Genomic DNA, 15,011 nt, shown 5'->3' on the forward strand with positions numbered 1-15,011 from the left:
CCGGGTCAGCACGTCGGCCTCTACGCGGGACAGGGTGGGACGGAAGTGGGCTGCCGCCTGACTGACTCGCTCGGCGGCTCCGGCCGCACCCAACGGAATCGCACCTTCTCCGCAAGTTCGTCGCCCCCGTTGGGCAGCTTCACGTAGCACTCGAACTCGGTCGAGAGCAGCTCGCTCCGGTCGGCGATGTCTCCAGGACGTTTCGGCCCGACTGCTTTGGCGCGCCAGCGCTTCATCGTCCACTCGACGATGTTCTCGGGCACTTCGTACTCAAAGCATCCCGCGGCGACGACCTCTGACCACTTCCTACCACTCAGGAGGGGCAGCTCCTCGACGTCGGCGATGATGACGCCCCGAGCTGCCTCCTGCACGGAGTCCCACGAGCCTGCGGCGTAGTAGGTGATGTCGGTGACGTGATGATCGTGGGCACCGACGGTGACGCAAGTAGTGATATACGCCTTAAGGCGGCGATCCGGCAAGAACTCCACCGCGCTGAAGCGGGCGGTCGTCCCGTCCGTGAACGCAACCTCGGCGTCCCTGACGATCGTGTCTGACTGTGTGTGCGAACCTTCGCGAATGTTGTCCTCAAGTAGACCCATGGGCCGATGCTCCTGTGTGTTGGTACGTCTACGTCTCGTTGAACGATGCGATCGCTCGGTGGACGTCCTGTTTCATAGTGTCGATTGCGTTCTTTGTGGTGCCTATCCCAGCGAGCAGCGTTCCGCGCGCTTGCGCCGCCTCCGGCGTAAGGGCCGATCCCACTGGGCTCCAGTCGGAGGCGAGCCAGTCACGCGCATCGCTCAACGATCTGCGGGCTGAATCGAGTGCCGCCAGTGCGTTGACGAAAATATCTGTGCGGCTTGGCAGTTCAGCGCTCATGTCAATCCTCACGTGTTATCCGGTGGGGGAGGCGGCAACGCGAGAGGGTTCATGACTCGTCTCCTCGCTCTCTTCGCTCGAGTCGGCGTCCCATTGCCTTTCCGCGGTTGAAACCGAGGTTGTAAATGCCCAGGGCCAGTGCTGCGCCGCCGATGATCGCAGCAATCCACGTCAAGATGGTGATGTCCACGCTCGATCCTCCTAGTAGTCATGGCGAGATGATCCCTCAGCGGTACGACATACTTTGACGTGCTCGCCTGCGGCTGTGCGATGTGCCTGATTCCGGCGTGCAGCGTTCGGCGTGGGTCGGACCTTTCCCGGTCTCCGCTCACCGTCTTGCCTTTCGGCGATGCTCGGTAATGCTGACAGTGGACTGAAGGGCCGCGAGGTACCCGTCGAATTCACTCCGGTGGGCCTCGATGAGCGCGGCTGTGGCGCGGAGCTCCCAGGCGAACCGAACCGCCTCAGGTCGGCTACTTGGCTCTCGCGAGCCGATGCCAGCGCGGACAGCTTCGCGCGCGACGACGCCGATTGGGTTGGTCTCCCATCGAGCCGCGTCCCGACTGGTCTCCCAGCACGTCCTGCACGTGGTGTCTAGGCTCCGCTCGTGCCCGTCACGCTCAATACGTGCTTCGAGCTCCTCGACGGAAATAACGCTGTCGACGTCGTCCGCATCACGCCCGCATTGCGTATGTCGGTCGGTGCGCCAGGGGAGTGTCGGGCGCGCGACATGGTCGCGTTCTTGACCGTCTGCGTCCACCGGGAATCCCTTCGACCAGTTCTGAATACCATTACGTCCGACCCCCACCGAGCCGATCTAGGGGAGTGCCCGGCAGCGCTGATGGGGTCGGGGTGCTGGTTATGGCGTCGTCGATCGCCGCCTCGATCGCGTTGCGCGGGTACGTCACCGGCGAATGGTCGTCGAAGTCGTTGGAGCCGGCGCCCTCGGAGGCGAGTGTGATGTTCACGGTGGCCGGAGTGGGTAACTTTAGCGCCGCAAGACGGGCCTGGACAGCAACCGTGAGCCGTTCGGCGTAGTCCGTGTATTCACGGCGCTCTTGTTCTGTGAGCGCATCCCGGAGAGCTGTAATGGCTTCGTGGGCTTCGTCGTACGCGATTTCACCCGCAGTGGCCGGTCTGTGCGGAGGTGCGCTCGCCCCGGCCTCCTGGTGAAGTTCCGTCAACAGCGCAACGTCCGCAGGATCGTCGCCCCAGCCGGCTTTGCCCTCGACGATGAGATAACCGTTGTCGTCGACGCTGATCCAGTCGACCGCGGCGATGCGCGGGTCGTCGGGGGAGAAGGGGCCGGGCGGTAGGTCATCGGGTTCGGGGATGGCGTGTTCGCGCCGAGAAAGTTCCTCCTCGGCCTCCTGGTAGTCGTCGTAGGTGGTGTCGTTGGTGTCGCGCAGAATGCTTTCGACCCACAAGTCGATGACGACGGGTTCGGTGCGGTGGCGCCAAAGATCCCACTCGTCGTGACCGACGGCGGCTCGCAGCGCGTCGCCGACCACGGCGGCCTCCCAGGACCCGGGCCGTCCCGACAAGATCGCGTCTATGCCGCCAGCGTTGGCCGCAGCCCCCGCCAGGGCCTCGGTGACGAAGGCCGCCCAATCGATCGGCAGCGCCGCGCGCGGGTCGGGATCGGGTTCCCACTGACCCGAACTCGCTTGGCGCATAGGTTGATTGGTGAGACGGCTGGCCTCGGTCAGCACACTGATGGCGTCGTAGAGAACCTCGTCGTACGGCCGCGGTGTGGCGGTCTCGCTGTCGGTGAGGTAGCCAGTGTCGAACAGGGCGGCCGAGAGGACCTGGCGGTATGGCCGGCCGATAGTGCGGGCAACTGAGGCAAGGTTCAAGCGCTCTGGTAGCCGTCGCACGCCATTCGTCCGCCACAGGCGCAAGTTTTCCCGGGTGATGCCGATTCGCCGCGCCAACTCAGCGTCACTAACCCCGTGCGTGTTCTTGTACTGGTCGATCAGGTCGACAAGCCGGGGGGTTGCCATACCGCCAAGTATTCTGCGAAGCTTCCGAATGGTCAAGTGTCAATACGCGCTACAGCCAAGTCACACTTGACATAATCGCCATTATCTGGCGTCACGGTGCCCATGCGAGGCAGGCGGCGAATCGTCAGAGTGACGAATCAGGGGGGCGTTGCTACCGTTTATCACTAGCATTATCTGCTAGCATCGGGCGATGCCAAGGATGATCACGTTGCGCCTGTCCGACAGTGCCTATGAGGCGGTCAAACGCTACGCCGACGCAGACCAGCAGTCGATGAACTCGTGGATCGAGAACCTTCTCGACATCGAGGACATGCGGCGTCGCTGCGCGGCACACGACCAGTGGATGCGAGCCCACCCCGATGCCACCGCGTTCAGCGAGGCGTGGGCGGACCGCAACCTCGATGAATTAGCGCGGCGTTGAGCCAATCCCCGCGCCGTGGCGAGATCTGGACAACCGATACCGGCATCAGCGTTCTCGTCGTCTCCTCCACCGTGTACAACGAGATTCCAAGTGAGCCCACAGTCATCGTCGTGCCGGTATTCGACACCGAGCCCGACACCGGATTTGGTGTCGATCTCGGCGAGAATGACTGGGCTGCACCGGGACTGGTCACTAGCCTGCGCAAGGCCAGACTCAGCGCACACCACCGCCTGATCGATGTCCAAGCCCTCACCGACGTCAATAACATGCTCTTCAAAATTCTCGCGACACCGGATCGATAGCAGAATTGAGCTTGCGCTCCGGAGCCTCGGTCGGAACCGCCCAGGCTGTGTGAGAAACCGACGAAGCTACGGTTCCCGCGATTGTTCGATGAGGCCGTAGAGGGGGTTTTGGGCAGCGGCCGCCCTGTTCTGTGTCCCGGCGCCGTCGACGTAGCGCTGCGAGGTTGCCATCGACTCGTGACCGAGAAGCTTCATCAGCGCGTAGACGCTGACGTTCCCGTTGGCGAGTTCGGTCGCGAAGGTATGCCGGAGGCCGTGCACTAGGACTCCTCGCGCGCGCTGGCTGTCCAGCCCGGCCTTCTTGAAGGCACGTAGCACCCGGTACTGGAGTGTGCCGCGGGTGATGCGTTGACCGTCATTACCGACGAACAAGGGGGCAGTGGGCGGCCAGGCGGCCAGTCCGCCGTTGGTGGGGCGGCGTTTGGTACTGCGCGGGAAGCGTAGTGCTCTTGAGTCGAGGTAGGCCTCGAGTTCGCGAATCAGGGGCTGTTCCACCGGTATTCGGCGGTCCTTGTTGCCCTTGCCGTGTACGTGAACGACACCGCCCTCGTCGGTCGGTCGGATGTCACGAATGTCGGCGCGCACGAGCTCGTCTGCGCGGAGTCCGGCGAGCACCGCCGTCAGCACGATGGCCCGGTCGCGCTCGGGCCAGTTCGAGCGTCGGCCCGAATTGCGGTCGTCGTCGATCACCCTCAGGAGCGCGGAGATTGTGTCAGCACCAAGCCCTTTCGGAAGCGTCTTCGCGACCTTGGGTCGGCCGATCAGTGGTATCGGATTGGCGGTGATGAGCTCACCTGTGTAGAGGAAGTCGCACAATGTGTTCCAGTTCGACCAGCAGCGCCGGATGGATGCGGCCTCGTGGGTGCCGGCGTAGGCGGCGAAGGCCATCTGCATCGCATCCTTGTTGATCGCGTCGGGCGTCAAGTGCACGATGCGATTTGGGGCACCCGCGAGCAGTGTGGTGATCGCGGTGAAGTCCTGTTTGTAGGCTTTGATGGTATGTTGTGAGGGCTTGCGAATGGCCCGATCGGCAAGGAACGCCAAAAACCATTCCGGGTAACGTGATTCACCATCGTGGGGGGGATCCGCCGCCGGTGTCATGAAGCAATGGTCGCACGAATCGTGATGGATAACAGCAGTTATCCACGAGAAGCTACGCCGCTTTCATCAGATGAATCTTGGCGATTCTAGAGCCATGGCATCCGCCCCGCACGAGCGAATACAGCGAGATCGAATATTGAGGGTTACCGGTAGGAGAGACGTGTCGTTTGACAGCGCAGCCATCTAGGTCAGCGCCACGCACATGTAGGCGTCGTCTGAAAACTGACCCCGTGTCGGAGACGGGTCGATTTCGGCCGCCGTTATTAGCACAGCGCGACCATGAGTGGATCCTCCACTGAGCCGGCTTCTTCGGGCAGCCCTGCCCATCCTCGGTTAACACTGCTGCCTTTCGGCTAGCGGCGTCTTCAGCACCGCGACCAGGTCGGCGCGCGACGGGTTGAACGGTACGCGAGCGGCCGGCCGGAGTCGTCGATAGGCGTTCACGCAGACGATGGCTGCATCGGCGGTGGTTCGCAGTTGGTGCCGTGGCACCGGCCACCTCACGCGTCACCCGTGTTGGGGAGGCGCAAACGCTGATGCGGACGGTAACAAGCAGAGCATGTGAAGGTCAGGTGGGGAGGCGCTGGATTCAGGCCGCGCGCCCTGAGGGACTTGACGGAGAGCAAGAGGGGTGGTTTCTGATCGAGTTCTTCATTGAAGTGATCCTGCGTAGATCGTGATGAATAAGCCTTCCATTGATTCGGCACTGTTGTGGTCCCCGCAGCGCCGCAGAGACGAGGTTGCTGATGGCTCCCGTGATAGGGGATACATTTTGAACGAAAGGCTAAATCATTCATGCACGGAATGTGTGAGTGCGGCGATAACGATTCTTGACAGCCCGCCGACCGACGGAAGTGGTTTTGTCTGATGATGACGACTGACTCGGTTGACTGGGCGCACGTTGATAGGTGCGCGCCGCGGCCAGTGTTCGATCAGTTGCGCATGCAGATCGTTGCCGCCGTTGGTGATGGCCGGTTGCCGCCGGGGACGCGGCTGCCGACGGTTCGCGCGCTGGCCGCTCGGACCAACCTGGCGGTCAACACGGTCGCTCGCGTGTACGGCGAATTGCGGACCGCCGGAATTATCGAGACACGAGGTTACCTGGGCACTTTCGTAGCATGTGCCCACTCCACTGAGGCTGCTCTCGCCGAGGCAGCCCATAGCTATGTGATGTTGGCGCGGACATTCGGAATCAACAAGTGCGAGGCATTGCAGTATCTTTCGGCCGCGTTCGAATCTGATTCAGTTCGGTCGGGTGGCATCCGTTACGAGGTTGGCCACACAGCCGGAACCCTTTGCGGTGGATGACCCTATGGTCGCGGCACGCGCAGCCTGTCGAAGGCCCAGTGATAGTGGCCATCCGAGGCGTTGAGCGGCACCGGCGCCGGTGTTCGGTAGTTGCTTGTTCACGCCTTGCGATGAGGCGACGCGGCAGCGGCACGCGTGCAACATCAACTGTCGCCTGGCTCGGCTGCGATGTCCTTGTCGTCGACGAACACGAGTCTGCCGTCGTCGAGGCTGACCGCCCACCTTCGTGCGGCATCGGCGATGCGGGCAGCGCCGATATTGACTCCGTGGCCGGCTGCTTCGCCGAAATCCTCCGCAATGACCCCACGACACTCGCGATCTGTGCCGGGAAACACCCAAACCATCGCACCCACGGGGGGATCCGGCGCCGAGCCGCTCTCGGCTCCGCAATCAATGTGGCTCATGGTTCGTTCCCGCCCTTGTCGATGTTCTCAATTAGAGCACCATGTGTACGCGAATGGTCAAAGTTTGATTCATGGCGTCGCTTTGACGAATGCTTAAGTGAGGTCTGTATTTGGTCAACTTTCCGCCGGAATAACGATGCGCCGGAGTGGATTAGACTCGTCTGCAATTGAGGCACGGCCCCAAACTTGTGCTAGGAGTAGTTCGTTATGACTGCATTGGATCAGCGTGTCGGCGATCTGATAGTGCGCATTCCCGAGACGCCGGTGCTGACTGATTCCGATGTGATCGAGCGTTATCGGCGCGATTGGGCGCGCGACCCCGATGCCGGTCGTCCACTGGCGGTGGTCCGTGCCCGGTGTACCGAGGATGTGCAGGCGGTGATGCGGTGGGCGGCGGCCGAGCGGGTGCCGGTGATTCCGCGCGGTGCCGGTTCGGGGTTGTCAGGTGGTGCCACGGCAGTCGACGGTGGCATCGTGCTGACGACGGAGTCGATGCGGGACATCGATATCGATCCGGCCACCCGAATTGCCGTGGTGCAGCCGGGTCTGTTGAACGCTGAAGTCAAACGTGCGGTCGCCGTCCACGGGCTGTGGTATCCGCCGGACCCGTCATCGTATGAGATGTGCTCTATTGGGGGGAACGCCGCGACCAACGCAGGCGGGTTGTGTTGTGTGAAGTACGGCGTAACCGCCGACTACATTTTGGGTCTTGAGGTCGTCTTGGCCGACGGTCGGGCGGTGCGTCTCGGGGGTCCGCGGATGAAAGACTCCGCGGGGTTGTCGTTGACGAAGCTGTTTGTGGGTAGCGAGGGGACATTGGGGGTGATTACCGAGCTGACGTTGCGGCTGTTGCCAGCCCAACCGCCGGCGAGCACGGTGGTCGCGGTGTTCTCCTCAGTTCGTGACGCCACCGCCGCGATATTGGAGATCAGTCGTTGCATACGTCCCGCGATGCTCGAGTTCATGGATCGTGTGACGATCGGCGCGGTCGAAAACCAGCTTCGGATGGGATTGGATCGCGACGCCGCGGCCATGCTCATCGCGCAGTCGGATCTGGCGGGTGCTGAGCGTGCACGTGAAGCCGCGGCGATGGCGGAGGTTTTCCGTGGCAGCGGGGCCGTGGAGGTGTTCAGTACCGATGACGCCGCCGAGGGCGAGGCGTTCACCGCCGCGCGCAGATTTGCGATCCCGGCGGTTGAGCAGCTCGGTGAGCTGTTGTTGGAGGACGTTGGTGTGCCGCTTGGTTCGCTGCCGGATCTGATCGAGGGCATCCAGGGCATCGCCGCTGAACACGACGTCGTCTGCGCGGTCATCGCCCATGCTGGCGACGGCAACACTCATCCGTTGATCGTGTTCGACGGTGGTGATCCAGATCAGACGGCCCGGGCACACCGGGCGTTTGGTGAAATCATGCACCTGGCGATCAGGCTTGGCGGCACCATTACCGGCGAGCACGGTGTCGGGCGGCTCAAGAAAGCCTGGTTGCCCGATCAAGTGGGCGAGGATGTGATGGAGTTGACGCGGCGGATCAAGTCTGCGCTGGACCCGCTTAATATCCTCAATCCGGGTGCGGTCATCTGAATCGAAGGATGAGCGGGCTCAACGCTTTCGGCGCTGTCTGGCAGCGCGTCGTCAGTTAGGCAGCGCAGCTGGCTGTAACGTCCGCTCGGTGGTCGTGTGCGTCGCTATCCGACCGGCAGACCGGCCTCTTGAAGTGCTGCCCGCGCCGCGGGGTCTCCGGCGATGAGCTGGCGCGGTGGTGCGGTGTGGTGTTGCCAGACCGTGGCGGCGATTGCGCGCACGACCGATACAGCGTCGATGGGAAGCTGATGGTCGGTCGCGCTGATCGTCGCGGTGTCGTGATCGAGGTTGATGTCCCATGCCGGGTCGTTGGCGATGCGTAGCGATGTGCTGGGCTTTGCCAGCGCTTCCAGATTGTGTGCGAGATAGGTGGGCCGCGCCGCTGGTGGTGCGTGTAGCACGTCCAGGGGTGTGCTGACCCCGCTGAGCACCAGCAGGCTCGGCAGGCCGGCGGCGTTGGCGCCGGCGATGTCGGTGTCGAGCCGGTCGCCGATGACCAGTGGAGCTTGGAAGGAGCCGCGGGCGATCGCCGCCTCGATCATCGCCCGTCCGGGTTTACCGGCGACTTGTGGTTGCGCTTCGGTCGCGGTGCGGAGCGCAGCCACCATCGATCCATTGCCGGGCACTAGCCCCCGGTCGGTGGGAAAGGTGGCGTCGAGGTTGGTTGCCACCCACAGCGCTCCGCCTCTGATGGCCAAGGCCGCTTCGGCCAGGTCCTGCCATCCGGTGGTGGGTGAGTGGCCTTGCACCACCGCGACCGGTGCTTCGGTGCAGTGCCGGACGGGTCGCAGCCCGACCTTGTTGATTTCGTCTGCCAACGCGTCGGTGCCCACAATGAGGACGCGGTCATCGGGTGAAAGTTGGGCGACCAGGAGCCGCGCTGCGCTTTGGGCGCTGGTGACGATGTCGGCTGCGGTGGCCGCGACGCCCATGGATTGCAGTTGGATGGCGACGTCTGACGGGCGGCGCGATGCATTGTTGGTCAGGAAGATGGTGCGTGCGTTGGCCGCGAGCAGTGCCTCGGCGGCGCCGGCGGTGGGTTGTTTGCCGCGGTAAACGGTTCCATCGAGGTCCAGTAGCAAGATGTCGTGGTCGTCGGCTAGCGCGGTCTGGTCCGAGCTGGCGTCAAAGGGAAGCATCGAACGTGGGGCGTCGTTGTCGGGGGCGGTGCTGCTTATCGGCCACGGGTCTGGCTGTGCCTGTGTCATGGCCGCCCCAGAAGAAGGCTGGTCAGACCGGGATCGAACCGTGCCCGCGTTCTCACCGAAGCCGCGGCAGCCTCGACGATCATGACTGCGTCGGCTTCGCTTCCCCTCGGGAACTCGATGGCCGCGCTGTCAGGGTCGGCGCGGTGAGCCATCAGCCAGTCGTAGAGCAGCCAGTCCAGCGCGCACGCCAAAGTGAACGGGTCGACGTCCCTGTCCGCGGCTTGGATGCATGTGCGCAACAGGTCGCGGTGTTCTTGGCGGGCGGCGTTCTTGTTGACCCCGGAGCTGTCGAACAGCATCATCGCCAGCGTCAGCGGATAACGTTGGCCCGCTTCGGTTTTGACCACCCACCGCCCGCCCGCCCAGGGCTTGTCCGGGTCAACCAGCTGCAACTGGCCGAAGCCCGAGATCACGCCCTGCGGCGGTTCATCGAGTTGGTCGTCGAGGGGCGCTTGACCCAACAGCCCGAGCGGTTCGCGCGCCCGGATGGACAACAGCGCTGCCGTGCCGATGATTTTGCCGGCCCGCAGGTCGGGGGTCGAGGAGGTCAGCTCGGTCCCGAGCGCGTATTCGCGGCACAGGATGTCGAGGGCGCGGTGCAGGGTCAGCAAGTCCTCGCGTTCGGCGGGATCGGGCGCCCGGCCGCCGCCGAGCAGCTCCCCGAACTGGGCGGCCGCGATGATCATCGCGTCATCGAGTGCCTCCAGGTGGGTGGCCAGCAAGCGTTCGGGTTCGTCATCGGTGAGCAGCAGTTCCGGTAACGTGGTGGGCTCGCCGGCGGGGGTGGCCCAGTAGAACCCGATCTGGCCGTCGGTTTGCACGATGCGCGGTCTCATGTCGTTTGTGTGGCCAGACGACGGTTGGTTGTCCGAAGCTGTTGTTCGGTGCTGTCTTCCAGCGCCGCAGCCTGTTCGGGAGTGAGCCTGCCGCAGATGCGGCCCCAGTGCACGGCCACCATCTCGCCGGCGGCGACGTCTGCGGCATCGTCACCGGCCGCGGAGCCGACCTCAACCCGCTGGGTGGACGGCGGTGTCAACGACAGCGCTGTGCCGTTCCAATCAAGCGCCTGACTCCTGACGATCGCGGTGGTGTCGTCGGTGGAAAGCACTGTGCCCCAGGCGATCCTGCAGTTCTGCAGCACCGACATCGGATGTTCGTCCATTCCTTTACCCAGCAACCGCGACCAGGGGTACACCCCAAACACGTGGAAGCAGTGGTTGGGGGCCGCTTCCTCGGCCAGTTCGGGGGTCAGGTGATGCCAGTAGTGGCCGGCCTGTGGGCCGATGACGGCCAGCAGCTGCGCGGCGAATTCACGCCCATCCAGGCGCGCGCCGACACCGCCGCCGAGCCAATACGATTCGACGATGCGCTCATCGAGCGGATCACCGATACCCGTCATCTGTGCCAGCACTTGGAGGTACGGCCATGCACCGGTGAATTGCCGTGCGGCCTTTTCGATCTCGCGCCGTGAACCGTGCGGCAAAGCCGTCGATCCGGAAGGACCGCAGTAGCCAAGCTGGTTCGGGGCGTAGGCGTAGCGGGCGAACATCCGCGCACCGCGGATGTCGGTCACATCGGTGCTCGTCACGTCGGTGCGCCCTGTCCGATCAGCGTGGCGGCATCACGATGAAGCCTGCCGAAGTTGTAGTAGGCCGCACACGCCCCTTCGGGGGACACCATGCAGGTACCGATCGGCGTTTCAGGGGTGCACGCCGTGCCGAAAACCTTGCACTCCCACGGTTTGAGCACACCTTTGAGGACCTCTCCGCACTGACAGGCTTTCGGGTCGGCCACCCGCACGCCCGGAAGTGCGAATCGGTGCTCGGCGTCGAAGTCGGCCAGTTCGTCGCGCAGCTTGAGCGCGCTTTGGGAGATGAATCCCAGCCCGCGCCATTCGAAATGGGGACGTAGTGCGAAAACCTGCGCCATCAATGCCAGCGCTGCAGGGTTGCCCTCCTCGTTCACGACGCGGGAGTACTGGTTTTCCACCTCGCAGCGGCCTTCTCGGATCTGGCGCAGCAGCATCGCGACGGATGCCAAGATGTCCAGCGGCTCGAACCCCGCGACCACCAACGGCTTTTTGTAGACACCCGGAACGAACCGGTAGGGCCGGTTGCCGACGACGGTGGAGACGTGGCCGGGCCCGAGGAACCCGGACAGCCTCAGGTCGGGTGATTCCAAGATCGCCTTGATGGGCGGCACGATGGTGACGTGGTTGCAGAAGACACTGAAATTGGGCACGCCAAGTTCGCGGGCGCGCACCAGAGTCACTGCCGTGGATGGGGCGGTGGTCTCGAAGCCGATCGCGAAGAACACCACCTGTTTGGTCGGGTTGTCGGTGGCGAGCTTGAGCGCGTCGAGCGGTGAGTAGACGAATCGGACATCGGCGCCGCGCGCTTTGGCGTCGAGCAGGCTGCCCTTGGATCCCGGCACTCGCATCATGTCGCCGAAACAGGTGAAGATGACGTCGGGTTGCTCGGCCAGCCAGATCGCATCGTCGACGCGGCCCATGGGGATCACACATACCGGGCAGCCCGGACCGTGCACCAGCTCCACGTTTTCCGGTAGCAGGTGCTCGATGCCGTGCCGGTAGATGGTGTGGGTGTGGCCGCCGCACACTTCCATGAATTTGAGGTGCTCGCTGGGGTCGAACTGCGCTGCGAGCGCGTCGATGGCGCCCACCAGTTGGCGCGCGGCGGCGGGGTCACGGAATTCGTCGACGAATCGCATGGTTAGTACTCCGATCGTGTTAGAGGATCACCGACGAGTCGAGGGCTTGGATCTCGTCGGTGTAGGCGTCGCCGAGTTTCTGCACTGCGGCCAGTGTGAGCAGTGCTTCGGTTTCGTCGATCTTGGCCATCGCGAATCCGACGTGCACCAGCACCCACTCATCGGGTGCGGGCAGGTCGTTCTCGAGCAGTCGAACGCTGATGACACGACGGACACCGCCGATGTCGACTTTCGCCAAACAGTTGGCCGCGTCGGTGATTTCGACGATTCGGCCGGGGATTCCGAGACACATTCGAGTGCTCCTTTCCTAGCAGATCCGGGGCAGTGGGTCGCCGACGAGTTTGTCGACGATGCGGGTGCCGCCAAACCCGGTGCGCACCACGACGGTGGCGGAGGGTTCTCGGGTGATGTCTCCGATGAGTGCGGCGTCGCGGCCCAACGGGTGTTGGTGTAGCGCGTCCAGGGCCGCGTGGGCCTGTTCAGGTGGCACGACGGCTATGAACTTGCCCTCGTTGGCCACGTAGAGCGGGTCGATGCCCAGCATTTCGCATGCGCCTGCCACGTCGGTGCGCACCGGCAGGCGCTGCTCGTCGAGTGCTACCGCGAGGTTGGTGTCGTGGGCCAGCTCGTTGCAGATGGTTCCGACGCCGCCGCGGGTGGGGTCGCGCAGCCAGCGGGTGTCGGGTGCGGCCGACAGCAGCGTCTCGACGAGCCCGCTCAGTGCGGCGGTGTCTGAGTCGATGTCGGCTTCGATCGCCAGATCGCCGCGGGCCAGCATGACCGCCATGCCGTGGTCTCCGATCGTTCCCGACACCAGGACCTTGTCGCCCGGGCGCACCGATTTCGGTGTCAGCTCCCGGCCGGGCGGGATGAGGCCTACACCTGCGGTGGTGATGAACATGCCGTCGGCGGCTCCCTTGGGCACGACCTTGGTGTCCCCGGTGACGATCTGGACGCCGGCCGCGGCGGCCGCGGCGGCCATGTCGGCGACGATGCCTTGGAGCACCTCGACGGGCAGACCCTCTTCCAGCACGAAGGCCGCTGTCAGCCATGACGGTAGCGCGCCTGCCATGGCGAGGTCGTTGACCGTGCCGTGCACCGCGAGTTCTCCGATCGATCCGCCGGGGAAACGCAGCGGCTGCACGACGAACGAGTCGGTCGAGAGGGCCAGGCGTTGACCGGTGGGCAGCGTGATCACGGCACCGTCACCCAGCGATTCCAGGTAGGGGTTGCGGAACGCTTCGAGGAACACCGCGTCCACTAGCGCCGCGGACGCTTTGCCGCCGGCGCCGTGGGCCAGTGTGATGACGTTGTCGCGCAGCCGGGGCCGGCGTTTGCGAAACACCTCGATGCGTTCGATGACCTCGCCTTCGGCGAAGCTTGGGCCCGAATCCCGATACTGCTGTGCGTGATCGCTCATCGCATGCCCGCCTGAGCTTGTGTGGTTGCCCACAGGTGGTATCCGAGGAGCGCTTGGGCTTCCTGGATGCGGTGAACATTTTGTGACTGCACGGTGAAACACGTGTCGACGTCCGGGTTGTCGGCGAAGGCGCCGCCGTCGTATCCGGCGAATCCGATGGTGTACAGGCCGCGGCGGTGGGCCTCGCCTAGCGCGGTGCCCAGGTCGGCGGAGTCGCCGCTGGTCGTGATGGCGATGGCGATGTCGGATGGTGCGGTGCGGGCGATGAGCTGGCGGGCGAAGAGCAGCTCGAAGCCCACGTCGTAGCCCAGCGCGGTGAGCACGGCCGCGTCGGCGCTCAGTGACCAGGCGGGCAGTGGCTGGCCGTGCGGTGGGGTGGCGAACAGTGCGGCCAGGGTGGCCGCGCCGGTGGAGCTGCCCCCGTGGCCGAAGGTGAATAGGCGGCCCCCCGCGGCGAAGCGGCGCGCCATTTCGGCGCTGGCGGCGGCCACCAACGGCTCGCACTCCTGCAGGGTTGCGTGGCGCAGCGAGGCGCTTTCGGCTGCGATGGCTTCGGCGGCGGCGACCAACTCAACCACGAGCGCTTGGGCGTCGGATCCCTGCTTGTCGATGAAGGGGTAGAGGAAGTTGGTGGCGTATGAAGCTTGATCGGTTCCGGGGAATTGTTGTGCCATGCCGCTATTCCTCGCTGATCTTGGTGATCGCCATCCCGGCATGCACCAACACGAGGTCACCGGGGGCGAGAGGCTCGGTGAGGATGGTCGACACCGTCTCATTGCCGGTGGCCGTACGCACGTGCGCCGTCCCGTCGACCGAAGGAAGCGATACTTCACCGAGGCGTCCTTCGTCACTACAGGTGATGCACACCTCGTCGGTGCACTCGGGTGGCGGGCTGAGCAGCGCGGGGTGGTCGAAGCAGATGTGGGTGAGTTCCCACAACAGGTGGTAGAGCACAAGGAACTGCCCGGTCGTGGGAATCGTTGGGTCCGGATTGTCCAACCAGAGCACGTGATCGGCTGTGCCCGGACGCGGGCGTGCACCGTGGCCGATCCATATCGTGGTGACCCCCCAGGCGGGGGCGCGGCGCATGATCGCGTCGACGGCCTGGTCGTCGGCGGGGGCCACGGCGATCACCACATCGCCGGCGCGAACCGACACCCGCGCGTTGCCCACCGGGTCGGGCCCGGTGAGCATCACCGCGGGAAGCGCCTTTTTGTCGGCGATCACCGGGTGGATGAAGGTCGCGGCGATGTGTTGAGCGTGCGAGGCCCAGTCCGGGGCGATGCACCACATGGTGGCTCCCGCCGAGAACCGTTGTGCCAGCGCCAGTGCCGCCCGGGCGAGGTCGGTGGCCAGGTCGCGGTCGACGAGCGGGTGCGTCGTTGTGGTCATGGCGCCGCCTGCGCGTCGCCGAAGACGTCGCCGAAGACGCCGTATTCGGCCATGGTGGCCAGGGTGATAGTCGCTGAGTCTTCGTCGATGCGGCTCAGCGCGAACCCGGCGTGTGCGATGGTGTAGTCACCGACCTGTAGGTCGGGCAGGTAGGCCAGACAGATCTTTTTCACGTCGCCGGGGAATTGAACCCGTGCCATCCGCGCACCGCTGGGTTCGTCCCAGATTTCGGTGATGCGGCCCGGTATGCCCAAGCACATCG

The 15,011-nt window shown here is 64.5% G+C and carries 19 protein-coding genes; 4 read left to right on the plus strand and 15 right to left on the minus strand.

The genetic code is table 11. From position 1 onward, the window contains the following. Positions 1-20 precede the first annotated feature (20 nt). The 4 genes from CEX87_RS12210 to CEX87_RS12225 form a co-directional block, all read right to left on the minus strand. Positions 21-599 (minus strand): hypothetical protein, encoded by a 579-nt coding sequence (locus CEX87_RS12210; RefSeq protein WP_094287398.1) that lies wholly within the window; start codon positions 597-599, stop codon positions 21-23. A 28-nt stretch (positions 600-627) separates the two neighbouring features. After that, positions 628-879, minus strand: a complete 252-nt coding sequence (locus tag CEX87_RS12215) for a hypothetical protein (protein ID WP_094287400.1) — start codon at positions 877-879, stop codon at positions 628-630. Positions 880-928: 49 nt separating this feature from the next. Then, positions 929-1,069: a hypothetical protein gene (locus tag CEX87_RS27220; RefSeq protein ID WP_158220770.1), complete on the minus strand. Its 141-nt coding sequence runs from the start codon at positions 1,067-1,069 to the stop codon at positions 929-931. A 601-nt stretch (positions 1,070-1,670) separates the two neighbouring features. Beyond that, positions 1,671-2,882, minus strand: a complete 1,212-nt coding sequence (locus tag CEX87_RS12225) for a transcriptional regulator (protein ID WP_094287403.1) — start codon at positions 2,880-2,882, stop codon at positions 1,671-1,673. Positions 2,883-3,072: 190 nt separating this feature from the next. Here CEX87_RS12225 and CEX87_RS12230 point away from each other — a divergent pair, with 190 nt between their 5' ends. Both CEX87_RS12230 and CEX87_RS12235 read left to right on the plus strand, forming a co-directional pair. Next, positions 3,073-3,303, plus strand: a complete 231-nt coding sequence (locus CEX87_RS12230; RefSeq protein ID WP_094287404.1) for a hypothetical protein — start codon at positions 3,073-3,075, stop codon at positions 3,301-3,303. Continuing rightward, entirely contained in the window at positions 3,300-3,605 is a 306-nt protein-coding gene (locus tag CEX87_RS12235) for a type II toxin-antitoxin system PemK/MazF family toxin (protein WP_094287405.1), read from the plus strand. Before CEX87_RS12230 ends, CEX87_RS12235 begins: the two co-directional genes overlap by 4 nt. 66 nt (positions 3,606-3,671) lie before the next feature. On the opposite strand, the gene CEX87_RS12240 is transcribed toward CEX87_RS12235, so the two are convergent. Continuing rightward, the gene (locus CEX87_RS12240) at positions 3,672-4,706 is read right to left on the minus strand and encodes a tyrosine-type recombinase/integrase (RefSeq protein ID WP_094287407.1); all 1,035 of its coding nucleotides are present in this window, start codon (positions 4,704-4,706) and stop codon (positions 3,672-3,674) included. A gap of 924 nt (positions 4,707-5,630) precedes the next feature. On the opposite strand from CEX87_RS12240, the gene CEX87_RS12245 reads away from it, so the two are divergent. Then, complete coding sequence (locus CEX87_RS12245; RefSeq protein ID WP_332888886.1) at positions 5,631-6,014, plus strand: GntR family transcriptional regulator; 384 nt, start codon at positions 5,631-5,633, stop codon at positions 6,012-6,014. A 143-nt stretch (positions 6,015-6,157) separates the two neighbouring features. On the opposite strand, the gene CEX87_RS12250 is transcribed toward CEX87_RS12245, so the two are convergent. Then, positions 6,158-6,418, minus strand: coding sequence for a hypothetical protein (locus CEX87_RS12250; RefSeq protein WP_233151366.1), 261 nt, complete (start codon positions 6,416-6,418; stop codon positions 6,158-6,160). A gap of 207 nt (positions 6,419-6,625) precedes the next feature. On the opposite strand from CEX87_RS12250, the gene CEX87_RS12255 reads away from it, so the two are divergent. Next, positions 6,626-7,999: an FAD-binding oxidoreductase gene (locus CEX87_RS12255; protein ID WP_094287409.1), complete on the plus strand. Its 1,374-nt coding sequence runs from the start codon at positions 6,626-6,628 to the stop codon at positions 7,997-7,999. 104 nt (positions 8,000-8,103) lie between these two features. Here CEX87_RS12255 and CEX87_RS12260 read toward each other — a convergent pair whose 3' ends face one another. The 9 genes from CEX87_RS12260 to CEX87_RS12300 form a co-directional block, all read right to left on the minus strand. Continuing rightward, positions 8,104-9,138: an HAD-IIA family hydrolase gene (locus tag CEX87_RS12260; protein ID WP_094287581.1), complete on the minus strand. Its 1,035-nt coding sequence runs from the start codon at positions 9,136-9,138 to the stop codon at positions 8,104-8,106. A gap of 65 nt (positions 9,139-9,203) precedes the next feature. After that, a complete protein-coding gene (locus CEX87_RS12265) occupies positions 9,204-10,043 on the minus strand; it encodes a hypothetical protein (protein WP_094287410.1) in 840 nt (279 codons plus the stop codon). Next, a complete protein-coding gene (locus CEX87_RS12270) occupies positions 10,040-10,795 on the minus strand; it encodes a DUF6390 family protein (RefSeq protein ID WP_269845541.1) in 756 nt (251 codons plus the stop codon). The genes CEX87_RS12265 and CEX87_RS12270 overlap by 4 nt, the downstream gene beginning before the upstream one ends. After that, positions 10,792-11,937, minus strand: coding sequence for a hydrogenase formation protein HypD (gene hypD / locus CEX87_RS12275; RefSeq protein ID WP_094287411.1), 1,146 nt, complete (start codon positions 11,935-11,937; stop codon positions 10,792-10,794). The genes CEX87_RS12270 and hypD overlap by 4 nt, the downstream gene beginning before the upstream one ends. Positions 11,938-11,956: 19 nt before the next feature. Continuing rightward, entirely contained in the window at positions 11,957-12,229 is a 273-nt protein-coding gene (locus CEX87_RS12280; protein WP_094287413.1) for a HypC/HybG/HupF family hydrogenase formation chaperone, read from the minus strand. A gap of 15 nt (positions 12,230-12,244) precedes the next feature. Continuing rightward, the gene (gene hypE / locus CEX87_RS12285) at positions 12,245-13,357 is read right to left on the minus strand and encodes a hydrogenase expression/formation protein HypE (protein WP_094287415.1); all 1,113 of its coding nucleotides are present in this window, start codon (positions 13,355-13,357) and stop codon (positions 12,245-12,247) included. Continuing rightward, positions 13,354-14,031, minus strand: a complete 678-nt coding sequence (locus tag CEX87_RS12290; RefSeq protein WP_094287417.1) for a D-sedoheptulose-7-phosphate isomerase — start codon at positions 14,029-14,031, stop codon at positions 13,354-13,356. The genes hypE and CEX87_RS12290 overlap by 4 nt, the downstream gene beginning before the upstream one ends. 4 nt (positions 14,032-14,035) lie before the next feature. Further along, positions 14,036-14,749, minus strand: a complete 714-nt coding sequence (locus tag CEX87_RS12295; RefSeq protein WP_094287419.1) for a HypC/HybG/HupF family hydrogenase formation chaperone — start codon at positions 14,747-14,749, stop codon at positions 14,036-14,038. Further along, positions 14,746-15,009, minus strand: coding sequence for a HypC/HybG/HupF family hydrogenase formation chaperone (locus tag CEX87_RS12300; protein WP_094287421.1), 264 nt, complete (start codon positions 15,007-15,009; stop codon positions 14,746-14,748). Before CEX87_RS12300 ends, CEX87_RS12295 begins: the two co-directional genes overlap by 4 nt. Between the last annotated feature and the right edge of the window lie 2 nt (positions 15,010-15,011).

Source organism: Mycobacterium lehmannii, assembly GCF_002245535.1.
GTDB classification, from domain to species: Bacteria; Actinomycetota; Actinomycetes; order Mycobacteriales; family Mycobacteriaceae; genus Mycobacterium; species Mycobacterium lehmannii.

Excerpts from the sequence above, each read along its gene's own strand:
- CEX87_RS12260 (WP_094287581.1), bottom strand. The coding sequence starts at position 9,138 with ATGCTTCCCTTTGACGCCAGCTCGGACCAGACCGCGCTAGCCGACGAC.
- CEX87_RS12300 (WP_094287421.1), bottom strand. The coding sequence starts at position 15,009 with ATGTGCTTGGGCATACCGGGCCGCATCACCGAAATCTGGGACGAACCC.
- CEX87_RS12265 (WP_094287410.1), bottom strand. The coding sequence starts at position 10,043 with ATGAGACCGCGCATCGTGCAAACCGACGGCCAGATCGGGTTCTACTGG.
- CEX87_RS12290 (WP_094287417.1), bottom strand. The coding sequence starts at position 14,031 with ATGGCACAACAATTCCCCGGAACCGATCAAGCTTCATACGCCACCAAC.
- CEX87_RS12225 (WP_094287403.1), bottom strand. The coding sequence starts at position 2,882 with ATGGCAACCCCCCGGCTTGTCGACCTGATCGACCAGTACAAGAACACG.
- CEX87_RS12240 (WP_094287407.1), bottom strand. The coding sequence starts at position 4,706 with ATGACACCGGCGGCGGATCCCCCCCACGATGGTGAATCACGTTACCCG.
- CEX87_RS12215 (WP_094287400.1), bottom strand. The coding sequence starts at position 879 with ATGAGCGCTGAACTGCCAAGCCGCACAGATATTTTCGTCAACGCACTG.
- CEX87_RS12295 (WP_094287419.1), bottom strand. The coding sequence starts at position 14,749 with ATGACCACAACGACGCACCCGCTCGTCGACCGCGACCTGGCCACCGAC.
- CEX87_RS12280 (WP_094287413.1), bottom strand. The coding sequence starts at position 12,229 with ATGTGTCTCGGAATCCCCGGCCGAATCGTCGAAATCACCGACGCGGCC.
- hypD (WP_094287411.1), bottom strand. The coding sequence starts at position 11,937 with ATGCGATTCGTCGACGAATTCCGTGACCCCGCCGCCGCGCGCCAACTG.
- CEX87_RS12250 (WP_233151366.1), bottom strand. The coding sequence starts at position 6,418 with ATGAGCCACATTGATTGCGGAGCCGAGAGCGGCTCGGCGCCGGATCCC.
- CEX87_RS12255 (WP_094287409.1), top strand. The coding sequence starts at position 6,626 with ATGACTGCATTGGATCAGCGTGTCGGCGATCTGATAGTGCGCATTCCC.
- CEX87_RS12230 (WP_094287404.1), top strand. The coding sequence starts at position 3,073 with ATGCCAAGGATGATCACGTTGCGCCTGTCCGACAGTGCCTATGAGGCG.
- CEX87_RS12210 (WP_094287398.1), bottom strand. The coding sequence starts at position 599 with ATGGGTCTACTTGAGGACAACATTCGCGAAGGTTCGCACACACAGTCA.
- hypE (WP_094287415.1), bottom strand. The coding sequence starts at position 13,357 with ATGAGCGATCACGCACAGCAGTATCGGGATTCGGGCCCAAGCTTCGCC.